Source organism: Mycobacterium lehmannii, from assembly GCF_001499925.1.
GTDB classification, from domain to species: domain Bacteria; phylum Actinomycetota; class Actinomycetes; order Mycobacteriales; family Mycobacteriaceae; genus Mycobacterium; species Mycobacterium lehmannii.
The window spans coordinates 36,232-58,985 of sequence record NZ_LQIR01000006.1 but is presented as its reverse complement, the minus strand read 5'-3'; the positions used below and the strand labels follow the sequence as shown (position 1 = coordinate 58,985).

Annotated in this window: 25 protein-coding genes; 17 read left to right on the top strand and 8 right to left on the bottom strand. The window is 67.5% G+C overall.

All coding sequences use genetic code 11. The annotated features are described in order from the left end of the window. The first annotated feature begins 9 nt into the window (after positions 1-9). Both AU192_RS05420 and manB read left to right on the top strand, forming a co-directional pair. A complete protein-coding gene (locus tag AU192_RS05420; RefSeq protein ID WP_064394766.1) occupies positions 10-897 on the top strand; it encodes a glycosyltransferase family 2 protein in 888 nt (295 codons plus the stop codon). Next, positions 894-1,970: a mannose-1-phosphate guanylyltransferase gene (gene manB, locus AU192_RS05415; RefSeq protein ID WP_064394765.1), complete on the top strand. Its 1,077-nt coding sequence runs from the start codon at positions 894-896 to the stop codon at positions 1,968-1,970. Before AU192_RS05420 ends, manB begins: the two co-directional genes overlap by 4 nt. A gap of 52 nt (positions 1,971-2,022) precedes the next feature. Here manB and AU192_RS05410 read toward each other — a convergent pair whose 3' ends face one another. The 3 genes from AU192_RS05410 to cofD are packed head-to-tail and all read right to left on the bottom strand — an operon-like array spanning position 2,023 to position 4,984. After that, positions 2,023-2,559: an NUDIX hydrolase gene (locus AU192_RS05410; protein WP_064394764.1), complete on the bottom strand. Its 537-nt coding sequence runs from the start codon at positions 2,557-2,559 to the stop codon at positions 2,023-2,025. After that, on the bottom strand, positions 2,556-3,968 hold the full coding sequence (locus tag AU192_RS05405) for a coenzyme F420-0:L-glutamate ligase (protein WP_082694912.1): 1,413 nt from the start codon (positions 3,966-3,968) through the stop codon (positions 2,556-2,558). The genes AU192_RS05410 and AU192_RS05405 overlap by 4 nt, the downstream gene beginning before the upstream one ends. Then, positions 3,965-4,984 (bottom strand): 2-phospho-L-lactate transferase, encoded by a 1,020-nt coding sequence (gene cofD, locus AU192_RS05400; protein ID WP_064394763.1) that lies wholly within the window; start codon positions 4,982-4,984, stop codon positions 3,965-3,967. Before cofD ends, AU192_RS05405 begins: the two co-directional genes overlap by 4 nt. A gap of 439 nt (positions 4,985-5,423) precedes the next feature. Between cofD and AU192_RS05395 the strand changes: the two genes are divergently transcribed. Then, positions 5,424-5,693: a WhiB family transcriptional regulator gene (locus AU192_RS05395; RefSeq protein WP_174523632.1), complete on the top strand. Its 270-nt coding sequence runs from the start codon at positions 5,424-5,426 to the stop codon at positions 5,691-5,693. A gap of 9 nt (positions 5,694-5,702) precedes the next feature. On the opposite strand, the gene AU192_RS05390 is transcribed toward AU192_RS05395, so the two are convergent. Beyond that, positions 5,703-6,125 carry a metallopeptidase family protein gene (locus AU192_RS05390; protein ID WP_064394761.1) on the bottom strand — a complete coding sequence of 141 codons (423 nt, stop codon included), beginning with the start codon at positions 6,123-6,125 and terminating at the stop codon, positions 5,703-5,705. A gap of 157 nt (positions 6,126-6,282) precedes the next feature. Between AU192_RS05390 and AU192_RS05385 the strand changes: the two genes are divergently transcribed. The 4 genes from AU192_RS05385 to manA all read left to right on the top strand — a co-directional run bounded on the left by AU192_RS05385 (position 6,283) and on the right by manA (position 10,504). Beyond that, positions 6,283-6,702 (top strand): DUF3499 domain-containing protein, encoded by a 420-nt coding sequence (locus AU192_RS05385; protein ID WP_064345814.1) that lies wholly within the window; start codon positions 6,283-6,285, stop codon positions 6,700-6,702. A gap of 67 nt (positions 6,703-6,769) precedes the next feature. Further along, complete coding sequence (locus tag AU192_RS05380) at positions 6,770-8,167, top strand: phosphomannomutase/phosphoglucomutase (protein WP_064394760.1); 1,398 nt, start codon at positions 6,770-6,772, stop codon at positions 8,165-8,167. After that, positions 8,164-9,273, top strand: coding sequence for a hypothetical protein (locus AU192_RS05375; protein ID WP_064394759.1), 1,110 nt, complete (start codon positions 8,164-8,166; stop codon positions 9,271-9,273). The genes AU192_RS05380 and AU192_RS05375 overlap by 4 nt, the downstream gene beginning before the upstream one ends. 4 nt (positions 9,274-9,277) lie before the next feature. After that, complete coding sequence (gene manA / locus AU192_RS05370) at positions 9,278-10,504, top strand: mannose-6-phosphate isomerase, class I (protein WP_064394758.1); 1,227 nt, start codon at positions 9,278-9,280, stop codon at positions 10,502-10,504. A gap of 3 nt (positions 10,505-10,507) precedes the next feature. Here manA and AU192_RS05365 read toward each other — a convergent pair whose 3' ends face one another. Continuing rightward, the gene (locus AU192_RS05365; protein ID WP_064394757.1) at positions 10,508-11,458 is read right to left on the bottom strand and encodes a DUF808 domain-containing protein; all 951 of its coding nucleotides are present in this window, start codon (positions 11,456-11,458) and stop codon (positions 10,508-10,510) included. Positions 11,459-11,501: 43 nt separating this feature from the next. Next, positions 11,502-12,872, bottom strand: coding sequence for an FAD-dependent oxidoreductase (locus tag AU192_RS05360; protein ID WP_064394756.1), 1,371 nt, complete (start codon positions 12,870-12,872; stop codon positions 11,502-11,504). A gap of 54 nt (positions 12,873-12,926) precedes the next feature. Between AU192_RS05360 and AU192_RS05355 the strand changes: the two genes are divergently transcribed. From AU192_RS05355 to ahcY, 6 genes are all read left to right on the top strand, one after another. Then, entirely contained in the window at positions 12,927-14,393 is a 1,467-nt protein-coding gene (locus tag AU192_RS05355; RefSeq protein ID WP_064394755.1) for an amino acid permease, read from the top strand. A gap of 188 nt (positions 14,394-14,581) precedes the next feature. Then, a complete protein-coding gene (locus tag AU192_RS05350) occupies positions 14,582-15,802 on the top strand; it encodes an alkane 1-monooxygenase (RefSeq protein WP_064394754.1) in 1,221 nt (406 codons plus the stop codon). Continuing rightward, positions 15,799-15,960, top strand: coding sequence for a rubredoxin (locus tag AU192_RS05345; RefSeq protein ID WP_064394753.1), 162 nt, complete (start codon positions 15,799-15,801; stop codon positions 15,958-15,960). Before AU192_RS05350 ends, AU192_RS05345 begins: the two co-directional genes overlap by 4 nt. 26 nt (positions 15,961-15,986) lie before the next feature. Further along, positions 15,987-16,166: a rubredoxin gene (locus tag AU192_RS05340; RefSeq protein WP_064394752.1), complete on the top strand. Its 180-nt coding sequence runs from the start codon at positions 15,987-15,989 to the stop codon at positions 16,164-16,166. 22 nt (positions 16,167-16,188) lie between these two features. Continuing rightward, the gene (locus AU192_RS05335) at positions 16,189-16,866 is read left to right on the top strand and encodes a TetR/AcrR family transcriptional regulator (RefSeq protein WP_064394751.1); all 678 of its coding nucleotides are present in this window, start codon (positions 16,189-16,191) and stop codon (positions 16,864-16,866) included. A 135-nt stretch (positions 16,867-17,001) separates the two neighbouring features. After that, a complete protein-coding gene (ahcY, locus tag AU192_RS05330; RefSeq protein ID WP_064394810.1) occupies positions 17,002-18,459 on the top strand; it encodes an adenosylhomocysteinase in 1,458 nt (485 codons plus the stop codon). Between the two features lie 88 nt (positions 18,460-18,547). Here ahcY and AU192_RS05325 read toward each other — a convergent pair whose 3' ends face one another. Next, positions 18,548-18,892, bottom strand: a complete 345-nt coding sequence (locus tag AU192_RS05325; protein WP_064394750.1) for a heme-binding protein — start codon at positions 18,890-18,892, stop codon at positions 18,548-18,550. A gap of 111 nt (positions 18,893-19,003) precedes the next feature. Further along, positions 19,004-19,690, bottom strand: a complete 687-nt coding sequence (locus tag AU192_RS05320) for a DUF899 domain-containing protein (RefSeq protein ID WP_064394749.1) — start codon at positions 19,688-19,690, stop codon at positions 19,004-19,006. 173 nt (positions 19,691-19,863) lie between these two features. Between AU192_RS05320 and AU192_RS05315 the strand changes: the two genes are divergently transcribed. The 4 genes from AU192_RS05315 (at position 19,864) to mtrA (ending at position 22,718) form a co-directional block, all read left to right on the top strand. Next, entirely contained in the window at positions 19,864-21,141 is a 1,278-nt protein-coding gene (locus AU192_RS05315; protein ID WP_120275448.1) for a lipase family protein, read from the top strand. Between the two features lie 47 nt (positions 21,142-21,188). After that, a complete protein-coding gene (locus tag AU192_RS25640; protein ID WP_158220757.1) occupies positions 21,189-21,326 on the top strand; it encodes a hypothetical protein in 138 nt (45 codons plus the stop codon). Then, a complete protein-coding gene (locus AU192_RS05310) occupies positions 21,320-21,952 on the top strand; it encodes a dTMP kinase (RefSeq protein ID WP_064394747.1) in 633 nt (210 codons plus the stop codon). The genes AU192_RS25640 and AU192_RS05310 overlap by 7 nt, the downstream gene beginning before the upstream one ends. 79 nt (positions 21,953-22,031) lie before the next feature. After that, positions 22,032-22,718 (top strand): two-component system response regulator MtrA, encoded by a 687-nt coding sequence (gene mtrA, locus AU192_RS05305; RefSeq protein ID WP_064345844.1) that lies wholly within the window; start codon positions 22,032-22,034, stop codon positions 22,716-22,718. The last annotated feature ends 36 nt before the right edge of the window (positions 22,719-22,754 follow it).

Below are 22,754 nucleotides of genomic sequence, written 5' to 3'. Positions count from 1 at the left end.
GGGTGGCACATGAGTGACGAGTTGGTGGTCGTCACTGTGACGTACTCGCCGGGTCCACACCTCAACCGGTTCCTGGCGACGCTGTCGCACGCCACCGACCGGCCGGTGACAGTGGTGATGGCCGACAACGGCTCGACCGACGGCGCACCCGAAGAGGCGCTCGCACGCTATCCCAACGTCCGATTGCTGCCCACCGGCGGCAATCTCGGATACGGCAGCGCGGTGAACCGCGCGGTCGCGGAGTACCTGACGGAGTCGGACAACAACGACTTCTTCATCGTGGCCAACCCCGACGTGCAGTGGGGTCCGCGCAGCATCGACATCCTGCTGGAGGCCGCTGCCCGCTGGCCGCACGCGGGTTCGCTCGGCCCGCTGATCCGCGACCCGGACGGTTCGGTGTACCCGTCGGCGCGGCACCAGCCCAGCCTCGTGCGCGGCGGGATGCACGCCGTCGTGGGGCCGTTCTGGAAGTCCAACCCGTGGACCGCCGAATACCGCCAGGAGCGCCGGGAGCCCAGCGAACGCGCCGTCGGCTGGCTGTCGGGATCGTGTCTGTTGCTGCGCCGGTCCGCGTTCGAGGAGATCTCGGGCTTCGACGAGCGCTACTTCATGTACATGGAGGACGTCGACCTCGGTGATCGACTCTCGCGGGCGGGCTGGCAGAACGTGTATGTGCCGGCCGCCGAGGTTTTGCACGACAAGGGTCACGCGACCGGCAAGGACCCCGCGCGCAACTTGGCCGCCCATCACACCAGCACCTACACTTTCCTCGCGGATCGATACCCCAGGTGGTGGCAGGGTCCGCTGCGGTGGACGATCCGAAGCTCGCTCGCCGCACGTGCGGGCCTGGTGGTCCGCAACTCACGACGCAACCGGGCGAAAGGACGGCGCAAGTGAATCCCGCACACGTCGACGCCGTCATCCTCGTCGGTGGCTTGGGCACCCGGCTGCGGCCGCTGACCCTGTCCGCGCCCAAGCCGATGCTGCCGACGGCCGGCTTGCCGTTTCTGACGCACCTGTTGTCGCGCATCGCCGAGGCCGGTATCGAGCATGTCGTGCTGGGCACGTCGTACAAGGCCGCGGTGTTCGAGTCCGAGTTCGGCGACGGATCCAAATTCGGCCTGCAGATCGAATACGTCGTCGAGACCGAACCGCTGGGCACCGGCGGCGGCATCGCCAACGTCACGGGGAAGCTGCGCCACGACACCGCGCTGGTGTTCAACGGCGACGTGTTGTCGGGTGCCGACCTTCGCGCGCTGCTGGACTCGCATGAGGACAACGCCGCCGACGTGACGCTGCACCTGGTGCGTGTCGGTGACCCTCGGGCGTTCGGTTGCGTGCCAACCGATTCCGACGGCATGGTGACCGCCTTCCTCGAGAAGACGCAGGACCCGCCGACCGATCAGATCAACGCCGGCTGCTACGTGTTCAAGCGCGAGGTGATCGAGCGCATACCCAAGGGTCGGGCGCTTTCGGTCGAACGCGAGGTGTTCCCGGGCCTGCTTTCCGACGGGCTCCGGGTGTGCGGCTACGTCGATTCCACCTACTGGCGCGACATGGGCACACCGGAGGACTTCGTACGGGGGTCGGCGGATCTGGTACGCGGTATCGCGCCGTCGCCTGCGCTCGGCGGGCACCGCGGGGAAAAGCTGGTGCACGACGGCGCCAGCGTCGCACCAGGGGCGCTGTTGATTGGTGGCGCGGTGGTCGGTCGCGGCGCCGAGATCGCCGGGGGCGCACGGTTGGACGGCGCGGTCATCTTCGACGGCGCGCGGGTGGGCGCCGGCGCGGTGATCGAACGCTCGATCGTCGGGTTCGGTGCCCGCATCGGCCCGCGCGCGCTGATCCGCGACGGTGTGATCGGCGACGGCGCCGACATCGGTGCCCGCTGCGAGCTGTTGCGCGGTGCACGGGTGTGGCCGGGGGTGACGATTCCCGACGGCGGGATCCGGTTCTCGACCGACGTCTAGCCCGCGATTTCGGTGTCGTTGGTTGCGCTGAGCGCAACGGATGACACCGAAATCACCTGGCGCGGGCGGCCGCCGCCAACTGTGTGAGACCGAAATCGCAATCCTCGGGCAGCGCGTCCAGCGGCCACCACCGCAGGTCCAAAGACTCGTTGCTGATGGCGATTTCGGCGTCGGCGGGCGCGTGGACGATGAACTGCATGTCGAGGTGACGCGTCGGCACCCCCAGCGAGCACGTGACGGGGTGGACGTGCAGCGCGGCCATGGTCGGGTCGATCGTGAGACCACCGATGCCGGATTCCTCGGTGGCCTCTCGCAGTGCGGCCGTCACGACATCGGAATCGGTTGGCTCGCAATGCCCGCCGAGTTGCAGCCATCGCCCGAACCGGGGGTGCAGTGTCAGCAGTGCGTGGGTCCCGGTGTGGTCGAGCACGAGGGCCGACCCGGTGACGTGGCCCGCGACGCATTCGCGCAGGCAACCGTCGGGTCGGGCCGCCAAGAACGCCAACACCGCGTGCCGCAGGGTGTCCTGTGCGGGATTCGGTGCACGCCAACGGCTCAGCACCTCCACCGCCGATGCGTGCAGGCTCACTTGCGCACCAGCAGTCCGTCGGTCGGCACGGGAGGCCGCGGGCCGGACGGCGGCCCGTCCTGCGCGTAGCCGATCGCGATCGCGCCCAACGGTTCCCAGTCCTCGGGCAGGTCGAGCTCCTGACGGACGATGTCGGGGGTGAAGATCGTCGACCCGATCCAGCAGCTCCCGACACCCCGCACCGCCAACGCCACCAGAAGCGCCTGCACCGCCGCGCCGACCGCGACGGTGAACATCGTGTGCTCAGCGGCCGTGCGGTCGGTGTCCGGATAGTCGTGCGCGCCGTCGGGGTCCAAAAACGGGATGACGACCTCCGGTGCGTCATAGAGGATCCGGCCGCGTTCGACGCGACGCTCGACGGCGTCGGCGGCACGCCCGTCGGCGGTGAGGTCGGCGCGCCACTTGTCCTTCATCCGATCCAGCAGGACCTTCCGTCGGGCGGGATCCTGTAACCACACGAACCGCACCGGTCGGGTGTGATGCGGCGCCGGCGCCGTGAGGGCCTCGGCGACAGCGGATTCCACCAGCTCCGGATCTACGGGCTCGGCCGTGAACTGCCGCACCGATCGGCGCAGCAGCTGCGCCTGACTCCTGCCGAGCGCGATGGCCTCCTCGGTGCCGAGCCAGAACAGGTCCTCCTCGCCCGCCCGCACCAGCCGGCGCGCGGTGGAACCGTCGTCGGGCAGCCGTAACCCGCGCACCACCGCGACCGGGATGTCGGTCAGCTTGCCCTTCACCAGATCCGCTGCCGCGGCGATCTCGTCGGCCACCGCGATCTCGGTGACGATCAGTTCGTTGCCGTGCCGGTCGACCGAACCGCCGTAACCGTGCAGCACGGTCACGCCGGCCGCGCCGATCGCCACGTCGGTCTGCCCGTTGCGCCAGGCCCGGCCCATGGTGTCGGTGACGACGACGCCGACCGTCACGCCGAGCCGCTCGCGCAGCGCGGACGCCAGTGCCGCGGCGCTGGCGTCGGGATCGGTTGGCAGCAGCGCGAGTTCGGCGGAGTCGACGTTGGAGCCGTCGACACCAGCTGCGGCCTGAACCAGGCCGATCGCGTTCTCGGTGATCAGCGTGCGGCCCTTGCGCGCCAGCACGCGGACCGCCTCGGCGTCGATGAGCCTGCGTCGCAGCACGTCGCGCTCCTCGGGGTCGATCGGCGCATCGACGATGCGGCCCTCGCACTTCGACATCACCTTGCTGGTGACCACGACGATGTCGTCGTCACGCAGCCACGGCGCGGCCTCGGCGATCGCCGAGGCAAGGTCGTCGCCGGGGCGGAACTCGGGCAACCCCGCAATGGGCAGCAGCTCCACCGCGGCGGCCGAGCCATGGTCGCCGCTCGGCGGCGCCGTTGAGCCGGGGTCGCCGCTCGGGGGCGCCGTTGAGCCGGGGTCGCCGCCGCTCATGGCTTCACGCCTGCCAAATCCATTCCGGCGCGAACCATCTCGGCGGTGACCTCGGGGTCGGTCATGAGCAGTGGCACCGCACGCACGTCGACACCGTCGATCGCCGCGCCGTCTCCCTCGTGCACCAACCAGCCGTCGAGGATGCCGACACCGGAGCGCGCGCCGTAGTGTTTGCCCACGGCTTCGGACGTGCTCGGCACGCCGATCACCGACAGGCATTCATCGGCCATGCCGCGCAACGGCTTTCCGCCGATGATCGGGGAGTAGCCGATGACCGGCGCCGGTGTGGAACGCAGCGCGCCGCGGATACCGGGTACGGCCAGGATCGCGCCGATGCTCACCACCGGGTTGGACGGCGCGATGAGCACGACGTCGGCGGCTTCGATGGCCTCGGCGACGCCGGGTCCGGCAGTGGCCTTTTCGGCGCCGACGAAAGCGAAGCTGTGCGTTGGTACTTTCGCCCGGTATCGCACCCACCACTCCTGAAAGTGGATGGCACGTTTCTCGCCTGCGTACTCGCCGGGTCCGGGATCGGTAATGACGACGTGGGTTTCGCTGCGGTCGTCACTGGCGGGCAGCAGCCTTGCCCCGGGGGCCCATCGCGCACATAGCGCCTCGGTCACCTGCGACAGCGGATAGCCCGCGCGCAACATCTGGCTGCGCACGAGATGTGTCGCCAGGTCCCGGTCTCCGAGGCCGAACCAGTCGGGCTGCACGCCGTAGGCCGCGAGTTCCTCCTTGGCATGCCAGGTTTCGTTGCGATGTCCCCAGCCGCGTTCGGGATCGATACCTCCGCCGAGGGTGTACATGCAGGTGTCGAGGTCCGGACAGATCCGCACGCCGAACATCCACGCGTCGTCACCCACATTGACCACTGCAGTCAATTCGTGCTCAGCAGTATCATCAGTCCCAGCAGTACCTTTGGCGCCACCAAACTGCCCAAGCCCCAACAGATGTTGCACGCCAAGCAGGAAGCGGGCGCCGCCGACGCCGCCGACCAGTACGGTGACCTTCACATCGACCGAGCGTAGGCCGTCCAACCGAATTCGGTACGGGCAGGAGCGGCGGCCCGGGCCGGTGGGCGGGAGTGTGATGGACACGCCGAGGTCACGACTCGCCGTATTTCGATCACGGAATGGTATGAATTCCTGTTCTAGAGCTTGACCAGGGCGACTGACGCGTGTGTAATCACAGCAGTGTCATTTCCCGGTAGGCCATCCGGTTCCGGTGCCGCAGACCGAGATTCGATCACTTGTTCGAATTGGAAGTGTTCCGCATCTCTGCGGGCCACTTATAGGGGATCAACGAGACCAGGTGAGGAGGCGGAAGATGTCTTTTGAGTACGGCGATTTCGATCGTCTGGTTCGGTTCGACAGCCGAGTCTTCGGCTCAGTAGACAGCGCGCCGCACGCCCATTCGGAACCGGCACCGGTTGAGACGCCCCGGCGTCCCCAACTGAGTTTGGTGCCCGACCCGATCGAGGTGGCGCCGGCACTGACACCGGAGGACGAACTCTGGCAGGAGAAGGCGCTGTGCGCCCAAACCGACCCCGAGGCGTTCTTTCCGGAGAAGGGCGGCTCGACGCGCGAAGCCAAGCGCATCTGCCAGGGCTGCGAGGTGCGCGACGCCTGCCTGGATTACGCGTTGGCGCATGACGAGCGCTTCGGTATCTGGGGCGGCCTGTCCGAGCGCGAGCGTCGCCGCCTCAAGCGCGGAATCATCTGAGCCGCGAGATCAGTCGTCGTCGATCGTCGGGTCGATGACGGAAGGCTCGACGCCCAGATATGTGGCGACCTGAGCCACCAGGATTTCATGCAGCAGCTCCTCGAGCTCGACTGAATCCTTGGCCCGCCGCTCGATTGGTTTGCGAAACAGCACAATTCGCGCGCGTGTGGCGTTCCCCCTGACGTCCACGCCCGCCGGGATCAGCCGGGCCAGCGCGATCGGCCCGTCGGCGATCACTTCCGGCGGCCACTGCACACTGTCGGGATCCTTGGGCGCAATGCGTGGTATCTCGTCCACCGCGACGTCCAGTGTCGCCAGCCGGTCCTGCCAACGCCGCTCGATCGGCTCGTAGGCCTCCAGCACCGCCATGTCGAACCTCTCGGCGCGACTGCGCCAGCCCGGCACGGTCGGGGGGAGTAAGGGCCCGCGCATCCCGCGACCCCGGCGCGCGCGCATGTGTCCACGCTTGGCCACCGCTTGGGTGCTCCTTTCGTGCGCGATGAACTGGATCGTAACGGTTCGAGATCGGCCGTCGGCAGGCTGCGCGTGTCCGGCGGCATGCGGAGTGCGGCCACGATAGCCTTCCGCTGTGAACGTTCCCCGTCGCTGCTGCCGGCCCGGGTGTCCGCACTATGCGGTCGCGACGCTGACATTCGTCTACGCCGACTCCACGGCGGTCGTCGGCCCCCTCGCGACGGTGGCCGAACCGCATTCATGGGATCTGTGCGTCGTGCACGCCGGCCGCGTCACCGCGCCCCGCGGCTGGGAACTGGTGCGGCACGCCGGCCCGCTGCCCTCACATCCGGACGAAGACGACCTCGTCGCGCTGGCCGATGCGGTCCGAGAGGGGCGCGACGTCGCTCCGCCGATCAACCGGATGGCGACGGGGTTCTCCGACCCCGTCACCGGTGCACCCGGCGGCTCGCTGATGGCGCCGCCTGCCAGGCGACCCGAGTCCAACGGCCGCCGCCGAGGCCATCTGCGGGTGCTGCCGGACCCCACCGACTAGCCGACGTGCACGTCTGTCCGGACCGTTAGGCTGGCGCCAGTAGTAGTCCGTGTCACAAGGAGTCCTAATGTCCCGGCCCGCCGCGGCGGTTCATCGCGTCATCAAGGCTTATGACGTGCGCGGCCTGGTCGGTACGGAACTCGACGAGTCGTTCGTCGCCGACGTGGGCGGCGCCTTCGCCCGCCTCGTCCGAGACAGCGCCTCGCAGGTCGTCGTCGGCTACGACATGCGGGCCAGCTCACCCGCACTTGCGGACGCGTTCGCCGATGGCGTGACCGCCCAGGGCCTCGACGTGGTGAGGATCGGACTCGCCTCGACAGACCAGCTGTACTTCGCGTCGGGCCTTATGGACTGCCCCGGCGCGATGTTCACCGCGAGCCACAACCCGGCCGCCTACAACGGCATCAAGCTCTGTCGCGCCGGCGCCAAACCCGTGGGCAAGGACACCGGCCTGTCGACCATCGCCGAAGAGGTCATCGCCGGCGTCCCCGGCTACGACGGTGCGCACGGCACGATCAACGACCGCGACGTGTTGGCCGACTACGGCGAGTTCCTGCGCTCGCTGGTGAGCCTTGCCGACCTGCGACCGCTCAAGGTCGCCGTCGACGCGGGCAACGGCATGGCGGGCCACACCACGCCCGCGGTGCTGGGGCCGATCTCGGGTATCACGCTGGCGCCGCTGTACTTCGAACTCGACGGCACGTTCCCCAATCACGAAGCCAACCCGCTGGATCCGGCGAACCTGACCGATCTTCAGGCCTTCGTCGTGCAGACCGGCGCCGATATCGGCCTGGCGTTCGACGGAGACGCCGACCGGTGTTTCGTCGTCGACGAGAAAGGGCATCCGGTCTCGCCGTCAGCGGTGACCGCGTTGGTCGCCGCGCGGGAACTCGGCAGGGAGATCGGCGCCACGGTGATTCACAACCTGATCACCTCGCGGGCAGTGCCCGAACTGGTGACGGAGCGCGGCGGTACGCCGGTTCGCAGCCGCGTCGGGCATTCCTATATCAAGGCGCTGATGGCCGAGACCGGCGCGATCTTCGGCGGAGAACATTCGGCGCACTACTACTTCCGCGACTTCTGGGGCGCCGACTCCGGAATGCTGGCCGCCCTCCACGTGTTGGCCGCGCTCGGCGAACAAGACCGGCCGCTGTCGGAGATCATGGCCGACTACCAGCGCTACGAGGCGTCCGGCGAGATCAACTTCACCGTCACCGACGCCGAGCGATGCGTCGACGAGGTGCTCAAGGCGTTCGGCAACCGGATCCACTCCATCGACCACCTCGACGGTGTGACCGTCGACCTCGGCGAGGGCACCTGGTTCAACCTGCGCATGTCCAACACCGAACCGCTGCTGCGACTCAACGTCGAAGCCCGCACCACCGACGAGGTCGACCGGATCGTCGGACAGGTCTCCGACACCGTCCGTGGGCGACTCCCGTCCAACTCCGAGGTGGTCACATGACCACCGGGCCGTCTCCTTCGGCCGCGATCATCGACCTCGACGACGTCGACGCACTGCTCGGCGCCGACCGCGACGGCCAGCTGCGCGCCGCGTCGATGGCGGGTGCCCAGGTGCGTGCCACCGCCGCCGCGCTCGCGGAGGGCGAACTCGATTCGCTGCGCACCGACGGGACACCGCGGACGGTGATCTGGGTCGCCGGTCGCGGCAATGCGGAGACCGCCGGATCGCTGCTCGCTTCGGCATGGGGCGGATCGGTGGCCGCACCCATCGTCGTCGCCTCCGAGGTGCCGCCGTGGATCGGCCCATTGGATGTCTTGGTCGTCGCGGGCGACGACCCGGGCGATCCCGCTCTGGTGAACGCGGCCGCCACCGGAGTGCGCCGCGGGGCGCGCATCGTGGTCGCCGCGCCGTATGAAGGGCCGCTGCGCGACGTCGCGGCCGGTCGGGCGGCGGTGCTGTCGCCCAGGGTGTGGGTGCCCGATGAGTTCGGGTTCGTGCGCTACCTCGCCGCAGGCCTGGCCACCCTCGACGTCGTCGACCCCACCATGCACGTCGATCTCGACGCGATGGCCGACGAACTCGACGCCGAGGCGCTTCGCAACAGCGCGAACCGAGAGCTGTTCACCAATCCGGCCAAGACACTGGCCGAACGGATGTCGGAGCGCGAAGTGGTGCTGGCCGGCGACAGCGCGGCGACGCTGGCGCTGGCCCGGCACTGCGCGGCCACCATGTTGCGCGTCGCCCATCGGGTCGTGGCCGCCGCCGGCTTCGCCGATGCGCTCGTCGTGCTGCGCGGCGGCATGGGGGGCACGTCGGCGGCGGACCGGGAGCAGTCGATGTTCCACGACGAACAGATCGACGGTCCGCTTCCCCGGCGGATGCGCACATTCGTGCTCACCACCGATGCCGAGCAGCCGATCGTCGCCGCCCGGGCCGCGGATCTGGACGATGTCGATGTGATCAGCGCCCAGGACGTGCCGGAACTGCCGGAGGCAGCGGCGGTGCCGGACGCGTCGACGGCGGCGGGCAGCATGGAGCAACAGTTGGCCATGCTCGCCGTCCGCTTGGAGATGACCGCCGTCTACCTGAAACTAGTTCGAGGTTAGCCAAGTGCACTTGCTACGCGGAGCGGTGCGGACCTATGCCTGGGGTTCGCGCACCGACATTGCCGAGTTCACTGGAAAGCCCAGTCCCACAGCACATCCCGAAGCCGAGCTCTGGTTCGGCGCCCATCCCGGTGACCCTGCCATGTTGGAGACCGAAGCCGGTGAGCTTTCGCTGCTGGATGCGCTGCGTGACGATCCCGAGGGGCAGTTGGGCGCGGCGGTCTGCGCGCGCTTCGGCGAGGCGCTGCCGTTTCTGGTCAAGGTGCTGGCCGCTGACGAGCCGCTGTCGCTGCAGGCGCATCCCAGCGCCGAGCAGGCGGTCGAGGGCTATGAACGGGAGAACAGGCTCGGTATCCCGGTCTCGGCGCCCAACCGCAACTACCGCGACCCCAGCCACAAGCCCGAATTGATCGTGGCCGTGCGGCCGTTCGAGGCGCTCGCCGGTTTCCGGCCGGTGCCCCGAACCATCGAGTTGATGCGTGCGCTCGAGGTCAGCGATCTCGATCCGTTCGTCAACCTGCTCTCCGGCCAACCGGACGGCGACGGACTGCGCGCGTTGTTCACGACCTGGATCACCGCGCCCCAACCCGATCTCGATGTTCTGGTGCCCGCGGTGATCGACGGGGCCATCCACTACGTGTGTTCGGGCAGAGACGAATTCGCGGCCGAGGCGAAGACGGTGCTTGAACTCGGCGAACGGTATCCCGGTGACGCCGGTGTGCTGGCGTCCCTGTTGCTGAACCGCATCACCCTGAGTCCTGGCGAAGGCATCTACCTGCCCGCGGGTAACCTGCACACCTATCTCAGCGGCGTCGGTGTCGAGGTGATGGCCAACTCCGACAACGTGTTACGCGGTGGGCTGACGCCCAAGCACGTCGATGTCCCCGAGTTGTTGCGGGTGCTCGACTTCACGCCCGCCGAAGACGTGGTGGTCCGGCCCGAAAACGTCGAAGACGGCATCGAATGGGTGTACCGCACCCCGGCTCAGGAGTTTTCGCTGTCGGTGCTCGACATCGACGCCGAGAGGCTCGGTTACGAGATCGACGCGCCCACGCGGCACGACGGTCCGCAGCTGTTGCTGTGCGCCGAGGGTTCGACGGTGGTGCACGCCAAGGGCGGCACCGTCACGCTGACCCGGGGATCTGCGGCGTGGGTTCCCGCCGACGAGGGGCCGATCCGGCTGGCGGCCACCGAACCGACGAAGCTTTTCCGCGCCACGGTCGGCATCTAACGCTCAGTGCGCCGCGTCCTCCTTGGGGCGGCGGCCGAACGGCAACACATGCACCACCGCGACGACGATCGCGCCGACCACCAGGCCGATGACCGCCGACGCGGCCGTGTTCACCAGCCACGCCAGCACGCCGCCGATGCCGCCCACGGCATCGCGGACGATCTCCTCGAGGTGGTGCACGAAGCCGTACGGCAGGTGCCAACCCAACTCCTCGGTTCCCAGCAGCAGGATGTGGCCGCCAACCCACAGCATCGCGACCGTGCCGATGAGTGACAGCGCCGCAAGCAGTTTCGGCATCCCGGCCACCAGGCCGCGGCCGATCTTCTGCGCGAACGTCGAACTGCGTTGAGCCAGTCGTAGCCCGATGTCGTCCATCTTCACGATGCCGGCTACCACGCCGTACACCGCGATCGTGATCACGATCGCCACGACGATCAGGATGATCAGCCGCGGCCAGAAGGACTGATCGGCCACCTCGTTCAGCGCGATCACCATGATCTCCGCCGACAGGATGAAATCGGTGCGGATGGCGCCCGTCACCATGTACTTCTCGGCGTCCTCGCCCACCTCCGCGACGGGCGCGGCATGGTGGTCGTGGCCCCGGATACGGCCCCACACCTTCTCGGCGCCCTCGTAGCACAGATACGTCGCGCCGAGCATGAGCAGCGGCGTCAGCAGCCATGGCAGGAACTGGCTCAGCAACAGCGCGGCGGGAAGGATGAACAGCAGCTTGTTGCGCAGGGAGCCGATCGCGATGCGCTTGATGATCGGCAGTTCGCGCTCTGCGGCCAGCCCGTGAACGTACTGCGGCGTCACGGCGGTGTCGTCGATGACGACGCCCGCCGCCTTGGCGGTCGCCCGCCCCGCGGCCGCCCCGATGTCGTCGACCGATGCGGCGGCCAACCGTGCCAGCACCGCGACGTCGTCGAGAAGCCCGAACAGTCCCGCGCTCATCGCGTCTCCGTCATGGCCACGAAATTACCCGCTTGCGCGAGGTTCACGCCGATTGAGGCACCATGACCGCTTGTTTGCCCGCGCGCTTCGCGGCCAGCCACAGCCGCAGGTTGTGCCGGATGGTGCGGCCCACCAGTCGCGGCGACGGCACCATGTAGAGGCTGTCGAGCAGGCTGAACCGGCGCAGAAACCATTCGGCGAGAACGGGATCGGTCTCCGCGGCGCCGAGAAACTGATCGAACAGCCCGCCGACCGGCTTGTACCACCACTTGGCTTCGCCGGTCGCGTTGTGCAGCGTCAGGTCGCCGATGGCCGTCATCACCCAGACCGGCCACGTCGTCTTGGCGGTCGCCTTCGCGAGACGACCGGCCACGTCCGGATCGCCGGACGCCAGCACGGATCGCAGGTTGCCGGCCTGGATCGCCGTCATCGTCATACCCTGGCCGAATGTCGGGTTGAAGCTGACCACGGCGTCGCCGAACGGGATGATGCCTGCCGGGAAGCGTTCCAGGGTGTCGTAGCGGCGCCACCGACTCGTCGGATACCGGTGAAACGCCGTCTCGCCCAGTGGGGTGGCCTGGCGCAGCGCGGACGACACGTGCGGTGGCAGGATCTCGTCGGCCAGGTCGAGGATCTGCTCGACGGTATGTGGCGGCGGCACCTTGCCCACACCGAAGGCTGTGACGTTCCAGTTGCCGTCCTCGTAGAACAGCATGCCGATGCCGAGCGGTTGTTCTCGCGAAGCGCCTGCGACCACCACCTTCTCGGCCAGTAGGCCCTCGGGGACGTGGAACTGGTGGCTGGCGTAGGCGATGCCGACGTCGACCGTTTCCTCGGCCGGCCGCGAGTAACCCCACTTCTCGAGCCACGCGGGCAGGCGGGTGCCTCGGCCGGCGGCGTCGACCACCAGATCGGCGTCGACGATCTGACCCGAATCGAGCAGCACACCGGTCACCCGCTCCCGCGCGGCGTCGTAGACGGGTTCGAGGACGCCGGCGTGCACGAAGTCGACGTTGTCGATGTGCTTCACCCGCTTGCGGATCTGCCATTCGAGTTGCGGCCTGCTGGGCACGTAGGCGGTGAACTCGTCGCGCAACCGGTGTGCGGTGCCGAGCACGTGGCCGGCCGCGCCGAAGTGGATGCAGTCGGGCCGGTTCTCCAGGATCGGCACCCCGTCGGCGACCATGTCGGCGAGCAGGCCGGGGAAGTGGCTTTCGAACTCCGCGGCGCCGCGGGCCATCAGCAGATGCACGTGGCGGCCTTGCGGTACGGCCGCGCGGTTGGCGGGATCATCGGGTAGGTCGTCGCGTTCGTAGATGGTGATCCGATCGCTGACGTCCGAGAGGACCCGGGCCGCGCACATGCCCGCGAGACTGCCCCCGATGACGGCCACGTGTTTATAACTCCGCCCCATTGGGTGCACGGTACTCGGTAGATTGCCGGAACGGACCCAACGGGAGGACGTGCGATGGCTCGGCGGACGAAGTCGGTGGAGCAGTCGATCGCCGACACCGATGACCCCGACACCCGGTTACGCAAGGACCTGAACTGGTGGGACCTCACCGTGTTCGGGGTGTCCGTCGTGATCGGGGCGGGCATCTTCACGATCACCGCCTCGACCGCCGGTAACATCACCGGCCCCGCGATCTCCATCTCGTTCGTCCTCGCCGCGATCGCCTGCGGGCTGGCCGCGCTGTGTTACGCGGAGTTCGCCTCCACGGTTCCGGTCGCGGGCAGCGCCTACACGTTCTCCTACGCGACGTTCGGCGAGTTCATCGCCTGGATCATCGGCTGGGACCTGATTCTCGAGTTCGCGGTCGCGTCGGCGGTGGTCGCTAAGGGGTGGTCGAGTTACCTCGGCGAGGTGTTCGAGTTCGGCGGCGGGACAGCGGATTTCGGTGTGGTGCAATTGGATTGGGGCGCACTGCTGATCATCGCGTTCGTCACCACCATCCTGGCCTTGGGGACGAAGCTCTCAGCCGGGGTCAGCCTGGCGATCACCGTGATCAAGGTGGCCGTAGTGCTGCTCGTGGTCGCCGTCGGGGCGTTTTACATCAAGGCGGCCAACTATTCGCCCTTCGTGCCGCCGGCCGAACCCGGGGAAGGCGGACGGGGCACCGACCAGTCGCTGCTCTCGCTGATCACCGGCGCCGAGGGCAGCAGCTACGGGTGGTACGGCTTGTTGGCCGGCGCCTCCATCGTGTTCTTCGCGTTCATCGGGTTCGACGTCGTGGCCACCACTGCGGAGGAGACCAAGAACCCGCAGCGCGACGTCTCCCGCGGCATCCTGGCCTCGCTCGGGATCGTCACGGTGCTCTACGTCGCGGTGGCCCTGGTGTTGACCGGCATGGTGCACTACACCGAACTGCGCGAGGCGGGGGAGAAGGCCAACCTCGCAACGGCGTTCAGCGCCAACGGGATCGACTGGGCGGCAAAGGTGATCTCGATCGGTGCGCTCGCGGGTCTGACGACGGTGGTGATCGTGCTGGTGCTCGGCCAGACGCGGGTGTTCTTCGCGATGTCGCGCGACGGCTTGATTCCGCGTGAGCTGGCCAAGACCGGACGTCACGGCACGCCGGTGCGCATCACGCTGATCGTCGGCGTGCTGGTGGCCATCACCGCGTCGGTGTTCCCGATCGGCAAGCTCGAGGAGATGGTCAACATCGGGACGCTGTTCGCGTTCGTGCTGGTGTCCGCGGGCGTGATCGTGCTTCGACGCTCCCGGCCCGACTTGGAGCGTGGCTTCCGGGTGCCGGGCGTGCCGTGGTTGCCGATCGCCTCGATCGTGGCGTGCGTGTGGTTGATGCTGAACCTCACCGCGCTGACGTGGATCCGTTTCCTGATCTGGATGGCGGTCGGTGTGGTCATCTACTTCCTGTACGGCCGTCGTCACTCGGTGCTCGGCCGCCGCGAAAGCCAGACACTCTCGGCGTAGCCCGCCACACCTGCGCGAGCGCTCGCCTGGTACGCCATCGGGGGCTCAAACCGTACAAGGTGGAGCCCTCGCGCGACGTCGGGCGCCAAGATTGCTTTACAAACAATGCTCGTGTGTCTAGACAGCAGACAAATTGGCCCTTATAGTCAAACTCAAGACGTGATGGCACTCACTCCAGGAGGCGGGCAATGACCACGCAGACGACACCGGAACCGGACATCGCTCAGTGGCGGGACAGGAAGCGCTACCTGTGGCTGATGGGCTTGATCGCGCCGACGGCGCTGTTCGTCATGCTGCCGCTGGTGTGGGCGTTCAACCAGTGGGGCTGGCACGCCGCCGCGCAAGTGCCGTTCTGGATCGGGCCGATCCTGCTCTACATCCTGCTGCCTGCACTGGATCTGAAGTTCGGGCCGGACGGGCAGAACCCGCCCGACGAGGTGATGGAGCGGTTGGAGAACGACAAGTACTACCGCTACTGCACCTACGCCTACATCCCGTTCCAGTACGCCAGCGTGATCGTCGGCGCCTATCTGTTCACCGCGTCGGATCTGAGTTGGCTCGGCTTCGACGGGGGACTGGGCTGGCCCGCCAAGATCGGCCTGGCGCTGTCGGTCGGCCTGCTCGGCGGAGTCGGCATCAACACCGCCCACGAGATGGGGCACAAGAAGGACTCGCTGGAACGGTGGCTGGCCAAGATCACGCTGGCGCAGACCTGCTACGGCCACTTCTACATCGAGCACAACCGCGGACACCACGTCCGCGTCGCGACCCCCGAGGATCCCGCATCGGCCCGTTTCGGTGAGACGTTCTGGGAGTTCCTGCCGCGCAGCGTCTTCGGATCACTGAGGTCGGCGTGGGAGCTGGAGGCCAAGCGGCTCGAGCGCGCAGGCAAGAGTAAGTGGCACTGGTCCAACGACGTCCTCAACGCCTGGGCGATGTCGGCCGTGTTCTACGGTGCGCTGATCGCGGTCTTCGGCTGGGCCTTGATTCCCTACATCGTCATCTCGGCGGTGTTCGGCTTCACGCTGCTGGAGACGGTGAACTATCTCGAGCACTACGGGCTGCTGCGCCAGAAACTCGAGTCCGGCCGCTACGAGCGCTGCGCGCCGGCGCACAGTTGGAACTCCGATCACATCGTGACCAACCTGTTCCTGTATCACCTGCAGCGCCACAGCGATCACCACGCCAACCCGACCCGGCGCTACCAGACGCTGCGCAGCATGGAGGGTGCGCCGAACCTGCCGAGCGGTTACGCGTCGATGATCGCGCTGACGTACTTCCCGCCGCTGTGGCGCAAGGTGATGGACCACCGGGTGCTCGACCACTACGACGGCGACATCGCCCGCGTCAACATCCACCCGCGGATGCGCGACAAGGTGATGGCACGGTACGCGGGAACGGTCCAGTGACCGCCTACCGCTGCCCGGGTTGTGACTACGTCTACGACGAAGCCAAAGGTGCACCGCGCGAGGGCTTTTCGCCCGGCACGCCGTTCAGTGAGATTCCCGACGACTGGTGCTGCCCCGATTGCGCCGTGCGGGAGAAGGTTGACTTCGAACCGGTATGACCCCAACCCGAGAAGAGGAACAACAGATGGATTACAAACTGTTCGTCTGCGTGCAGTGCGGATTCGAATACGACGAGGAGAAGGGCTGGCCCGAGGACGGGATCGCGCCGGGCACACGGTGGGACGACATTCCCGATGACTGGAGTTGCCCGGACTGCGGCGCGGCCAAGTCCGACTTCGAGATGGTCGAGGTCGCCCGTCCGTGACGATGCGTGGGCGAGCGAAGCGATGGGGGAAAGGAATAGTCTCGCGCGTGTGAACAGCCCGCGCCGGACCGCGCAGCGCATCCCGTACGCCGAAGCGTCGAGGGTGCTGCTACGCGATTCCATTCTGGACGGCATGCGCGAACTGCTGCTCACCCGCGACTGGTCGGCGATCACCCTGGCCGACGTCGCCAAGGCGGCAGGCATCAGCAGGCAGACCATCTACAACGAGTTCGGCTCGCGCCAGGGGCTGGCGCAGGCGTACGCGATGCGCCTGGCCGACCGGCTCGTCGACCAGATCGACGACGCCATCGCGGGCAACGTCGGCGACGTCTTCGCCGCGTTCAGCCAGGGCTTCCGCGACTTCTTCGCCGAGTCGGCAGCCGACCCGCTGGTGATCTCGTTGCTGACCGGCGAGGCCAAGCCCGATCTGCTGCAGCTCATCACCACCGACAGCGGTCCGATCATCATCCACTGCAGTCGGCGGCTGACGCAGACGTTCGTCGACAGCTGGGTGAAGACCAGCGAAGAGGACGCCGGAGTGCTGGCCAGGGCCATCGTCCGGCTCGCGATGAGCTACGTCTCGATGCCGCCGGAAGCCGACCCCAGCGCATCGCCCGCCCGGGGGCACGACGTGGCCCGTGACCTGGCCCGATTGATGACGCCCTTCGCCGAACGCTACGGTGTTATCGATATTCCTTAGCTGTCAGAGCGCCACGGCCGGTTTCACCGCACAAGCGCCTGTCCCGCGAGCCCGCAGGCTTTGGATGTCTACATGGATGTCGCCGTGCGCACATCTGTGCGCTCATAGGCAATGACGAATGAAAAGGGGCTCTACATGACTGAGCTGAAGGCCGACTCCCGCAACGGGATCGACTACAAGGTCGCCGACCTGTCACTGGCCGACTTCGGCCGCAAGGAGATCCGCCTGGCCGAGCACGAGATGCCCGGTTTGATGGCGCTGCGCGAGGAGTACCACGATGTGCAGCCGCTCAAGGGCGCGCGGATCTCGGGCTCGCTGCACATGACCGTGCAGACGGCGGTGTTGATCGAGACGTTGACGGCGCTGGGCGCCGACGTCCGCTGGGCGTCGTGCAACATCTTCTCCACCCAGGATCACGCCGCCGCGGCCGTCGTCGTCGGCCCCCACGGCACGCCCGAGGAGCCAAAGGGCACCCCGGTGTTCGCGTGGAAGGGCGAGACGCTCGAGGAGTACTGGTGGGCCGCCGAGCAGATGCTCACCTGGGAGGGCGAGCCGGCCAACATGATCCTCGACGACGGCGGCGACGCCACGATGATGGTGCTGCGCGGCGCACAGTACGAGAAGCAGGGCGTGGTCCCGCCCGCCGAGGACGACGATCCGGCGGAGTGGAAGGTCTTCCTCGGTGTGCTGCGCGAGCGCTTCGAGACCGACAAGACGAAGTGGACGAAGATCGCCGAGTCGGTCAAGGGCGTCACCGAGGAGACGACGACCGGCGTGCTGCGCCTCTACCAGTTCGAGGCCGTCGGTGAGCTGCCGTTCCCGGCGATCAACGTCAACGACTCGGTCACCAAGAGCAAGTTCGACAACAAGTACGGCACCCGGCACTCGCTGATCGACGGCATCAACCGCGGCACGGACGTGCTGATCGGCGGCAAGAAGGTGCTGATCTGCGGCTACGGCGACGTCGGCAAGGGCTGCGCGGAGTCGCTGGCAGGCCAGGGCGCGCGGGTGTCGGTCACCGAGATCGACCCGATCAACGCGCTGCAGGCGCTGATGGACGGCTTCGACGTGGTCACCGTCGAGCAGGCCATCGGCGAGGCCGACATCGTCATCACCTCGACGGGCAACAAGGACATCATCACGCTCGACCACATGCGCGCGATGAAGGACCAGGCGATCCTGGGCAACATCGGCCACTTCGACAACGAGATCGACATGGCCGCCCTCGAGCGCTCGGGCGCCAAGAAGCTCAACATCAAGCCGCAGGTCGACCAGTGGATCTTCGACAACGGCAAGTCGATCGTGGTGCTGTCCGAGGGCCGGCTGCTCAACCTGGGTAACGCGACCGGCCACCCGTCGTTCGTGATGAGCAACAGCTTCTCCAACCAGGTCATCGCGCAGATCGAGCTGTGGACCAAGAACGACGAGTACGACAACGCGGTCTACCGGTTGGCCAAGCACCTCGACGAGAAGGTCGCCAAGATCCACGTGGAAGCACTGGGTGGCACTCTCACTCGCCTCACCAAGGAGCAGGCCGAGTACATCGGTGTCGACGTCGAGGGCCCGTACAAGCCCGAGCACTACCGCTACTGATCGTCACCCGAAGGTCCCCCGGCACATCCGCGTGCCGGGGGCTTTCGTTTCTCGGGCGTCGGCCCCGAACGGGTTGTGCTGCAGTGGTTCAGGGTGTCGGGTCCAAGCCTCCGCAGTGGTTCTTCAGATCCATCAGCGGCTGCCGGATACGCGCCATCTCGGCGTTCTCCTGCGGATGGCTGGCCATGTATCCCCTCACCTGCTCGGCCACCCCCTCACGCGACATGCCTCTGAGGGTGCTCATGAAGCCGTTGAGGTCAGGATGGGTGAATAAGTAGGCCGACGTTGACGCGTCGACCCCGGCGCGGACGCCTTCGAGATCGGCGCTGGTGCAGTTCGCCGGCTCGGCGTTGGCCAACGGGGACAAGCCGAGCAGCGCGGCGCCGGCCACGACGGCCAACGAGAGCGGGTACGCCCCACGGGTTCCGAACATCGGACGGGCTCCTTCGGTCAGGGTGTGACTGCCAGTGTGGAACCGGGTGATTGCTGATGCGCTGGCTCCCAAGCAGGTTCACAGGAGGCGTGCAGCAACCCTCAAGCGTCGCTACGCCGGATATTCGTCGCGCTTGCGCGGCCAGTCGGAGAAGTCCTCGCCGCGGCCTTTGGGCGCCCGGTCCAACAGCTGCCAGGTGGCGTTAAGCGCTTCGGTGCCGCGATCGTAGGTCGAGTAGGTGTGGTAGACGACGCCGTCCTCCAGCGCGAAACAGCTCAGCGCCATCAGCTCCATCACGTCGAGCATGCTGCCGCTGCCCGATCCGAAGTCGCGGCGCGGCGTCGGGACGTGCATGTAGCTGAAGAAGTCGGCGTCGAAATCGCTGCCGCCCGACGACACCCACTCGATGTCCCAGCCCATCCGCTGCTTGTACGCGGTCAACACCGGCAACGGCGAGCGCGACGACAGGATGAACGTGACGTCGCGCCGCGCCAGGTGAGCCACCGCGCCGACCAGGTTGTCGGTTTCGAAGGTGCATCCCGGGCAGCCCTCCGGTGTCTTCGGCCCGTGCATGAAGTGCCGCACGATCAACTGTGATCTGCCGTCGAACAGCTCGGCGAGCGTGCGACGTCCCGCGGTGGTGTCGAACTCGTACAGCTTGTCCACGCGCACCCACGGCAGCGCCTGCCGCTGCTGCGCCAGCTCGGTGGCCCTGCGAGTCAGCTCCTTCTCCCTGGCCAGCTGTCGTTCGTACGCCGTTCGCCACTGTTCACGCGTCCCGACCGCATAAGTCGTCATACCCAGTGCCTCCTCGTCACGAAGGGGTTCGGCTAAGGAGACCCGCGCCGGCGCCCGAACTCATCGCTCGACCGCCATGGCGCGAGGCTTGAGCCGGAAACAGGCCTCATTAAATGATTTTCGTTGCTAACGTCCGATCGGTGGGTCGCATCGTCGGAATCGCGATTGCCCTCATGGTCGTTTCCTTCGGGACCCCGGTGCCGGCGGCGGCCGACGACCCGACCATCGACCATCACCACCCCTATTTCAACGAGGACGAATACCAGGCGTTCTACACGCCGCCGGATCCGCTGCCGCCGGGCAAGCCCGGCGATCTGGTCCGCACGGAGCCCTCGCGCCTGGTGCTCGAACCGTCCGGCCAACTCGGCATGATCATGGCCGACGGCACACGAATCATGTACCGCAGCAACGACGCTCGGGGAAACCCGAACGTCGTCACCGGCACGTACTTCGAACCGCACGCGCCGTGGCCGTTCGGCGGGCCGCGCCCGCTGATCGTCTACGGTCCTGGCACCCAGGGCCAGGGCGACCAGTGCGCGCCGTCGCGGCAGTTCAATCAGGGCATCCACTGGTCGCCGTACCTCGACATCGCGTTCAACTACGAGGAGTTGTTCGTCGCGACGATGGTCGCGCGCGGGTTCGCGATCGTCATGACCGACTATGAAGGCTTGGGCACCCCGGGGCTGCACACCTACGCGAACCGGGTGTCGCAGGGCCACGCGATGCTCGACGCCGCCCGCGCCGCCAAGAACCTGCCCGGCACCTCGCTGGCCCCCGACGGCCCGCTGGCGTTCTGGGGTTACTCACAAGGCGGGGGGGCGGCGGCATCGGCCGCGGAGATGGCCGAGAGCTACGCCCCCGAACTCGACGTGGTCGGTTCCTACGCTGGGGCGCCGCCCGCCGATCTGAAGGCGCTGTTCCCGTTCATCGACGGCAGCATGCTGATCGGAGCGGTGGGTTATGCGCTGAACGGGGTGATGACGGCCTACCCCGAACACGAGGCGGCGATCCGGGCGACGCTGACACCGCGCGGCGCCGACATGCTCTTCAAGGTGCAGGACCAGTGCGTGGCAGAGACGCTGACGAAGTTCATGTTCCGGCACCTGCAGCCGTACTTCAATCAGGACATCTTCGAACTCGTCGAGCAGGAGCCGTTCAAGTCGCTGTTCGACGAGCAGAAGCTGGGTCGCACGAAACCTAATGCGCCCGTACTCATCAACGCCAACCGGTACGACCCGCTGGTCCCGTGGGCGCCGGCGATGCAGATGGGTCGCGACTGGTGTGCCCAGGGCGCAGACGTCGAGGCGCGCACCAACGAGCAACCGCCGTTCCTCAACAAGGCGATGGTCAACCACGGCCTGCCCATGCTGGTCGACGGTGAACCCGCCATGCAGTGGATCGCGGACCGATTCAAGGGTGTGCCGACAGCGTCTAACTGCGGGCGGTTCTGACGCGGCGTAGACCGCTCGGCGCACTACGGCACCGACGAGGTCGCTAAATGGTCAGGGGCCGGCCGCACGCCGCCATCGTGCTGCGGGTGCTGCGCATGCTCATCGAGGAGCCGCCGATCCGACAGCACACGACGTCTGATGCCGCGGGCGGCGACTGGGCAAAGCTAGTCTCACAGCCGTGCTGATGGTCATCGAGGGGGTCGACGGAGCGGGTAAGCGCACCTTGACCAACGGACTTCGAACCGCGTTGGAAGCCGAGGGCAGGACGGTGACGAGCCTGGCGTTTCCGCGCTACGGCCAGTCGGTCGAGGCCGACGTGGCCGCCGAGGCGCTGCACGGGGCCCACGGTGACCTCGCCGACTCCGTGTACGCGATGGCGGTGCTGTTCGCGCTCGACCGTGCCCGCGCGCGAGCCGAGATCGAACGTCTGCAGGACGCCTACGACGTCGTCATCCTGGACCGCTATGTCGCGTCCAACGCCGCCTACAGCGCCGCGCGCCTCCGTCAGGACGCCGACGGCGAGGTCGTCGAATGGGTGCGCGTCCTGGAGTACGAGCGCCTCGCGCTTCCGCGGCCGGACGCCCAGGTGCTGTTGGCCGTGCCCATCGAACTGGCGGCCCAGCGCGCCGAGCAGCGCGCCACCACCGAGGTGGACCGGGCCAAAGACGCCTACGAGCGCGACGGCGGGCTGCAGCAACGCACCTCCGACGTCTACGCCGCACTGGCCGCATCGCAGTGGTGCGGACGCTGGGAGGTCGCCGGACCCGACGTCGATCCGGCCGCGCTCGCCGCCGAACTGGACGCTCACTAGCCCCGTTCGGCGCCATTCGCCGGTCAAAGCGCGAAACGCGCCGTGTGGTAGCCGGGGTTTATCGCAATTCGGTGACACCATGGTCTCCATGAGGCAAAGGATTCTGGTTGTCGACGATGACCCGTCGCTCGCCGAGATGCTCACCATCGTGCTGCGGGGCGAAGGCTTCGACACCGCCGTCATCGGCGACGGCACCCAAGCGCTGACCGCGGTCCGCGAGCTGCGGCCCGATCTCGTCCTTCTCGACCTGATGCTGCCCGGCATGAACGGCATCGACGTCTGTCGTGTGCTCCGGGCGGACTCCGGCGTGCCGATCGTCATGCTGACCGCCAAGACCGACACCGTGGACGTCGTGCTGGGCCTGGAGTCCGGCGCCGACGACTACGTGATGAAGCCGTTCAAGCCCAAAGAGCTCGTCGCCCGCGTGCGGGCCCGCCTGCGGCGCAACGAGGACGAGCCGGCCGAGATGCTCTCGATCGGCGACGTCGACATCGACGTGCCCGCACACAAGGTCACCCGTCAGGGCGAGCAGATCTCGCTGACCCCGCTGGAGTTCGACCTGTTGGTGGCGTTGGCGCGCAAACCGCGGCAGGTGTTTACTCGTGATGTGCTGCTCGAACAGGTGTGGGGTTATCGACACCCCGCGGACACCCGTTTGGTGAACGTGCATGTCCAACGGTTGCGGGCCAAGGTTGAGAAGGACCCGGAGAACCCGCAGGTGGTGCTCACTGTTCGAGGAGTGGGGTACAAGGCCGGACCGCCGTGACATGCACGGCTGTCGGCCGTGGTTGTGACCCCGACC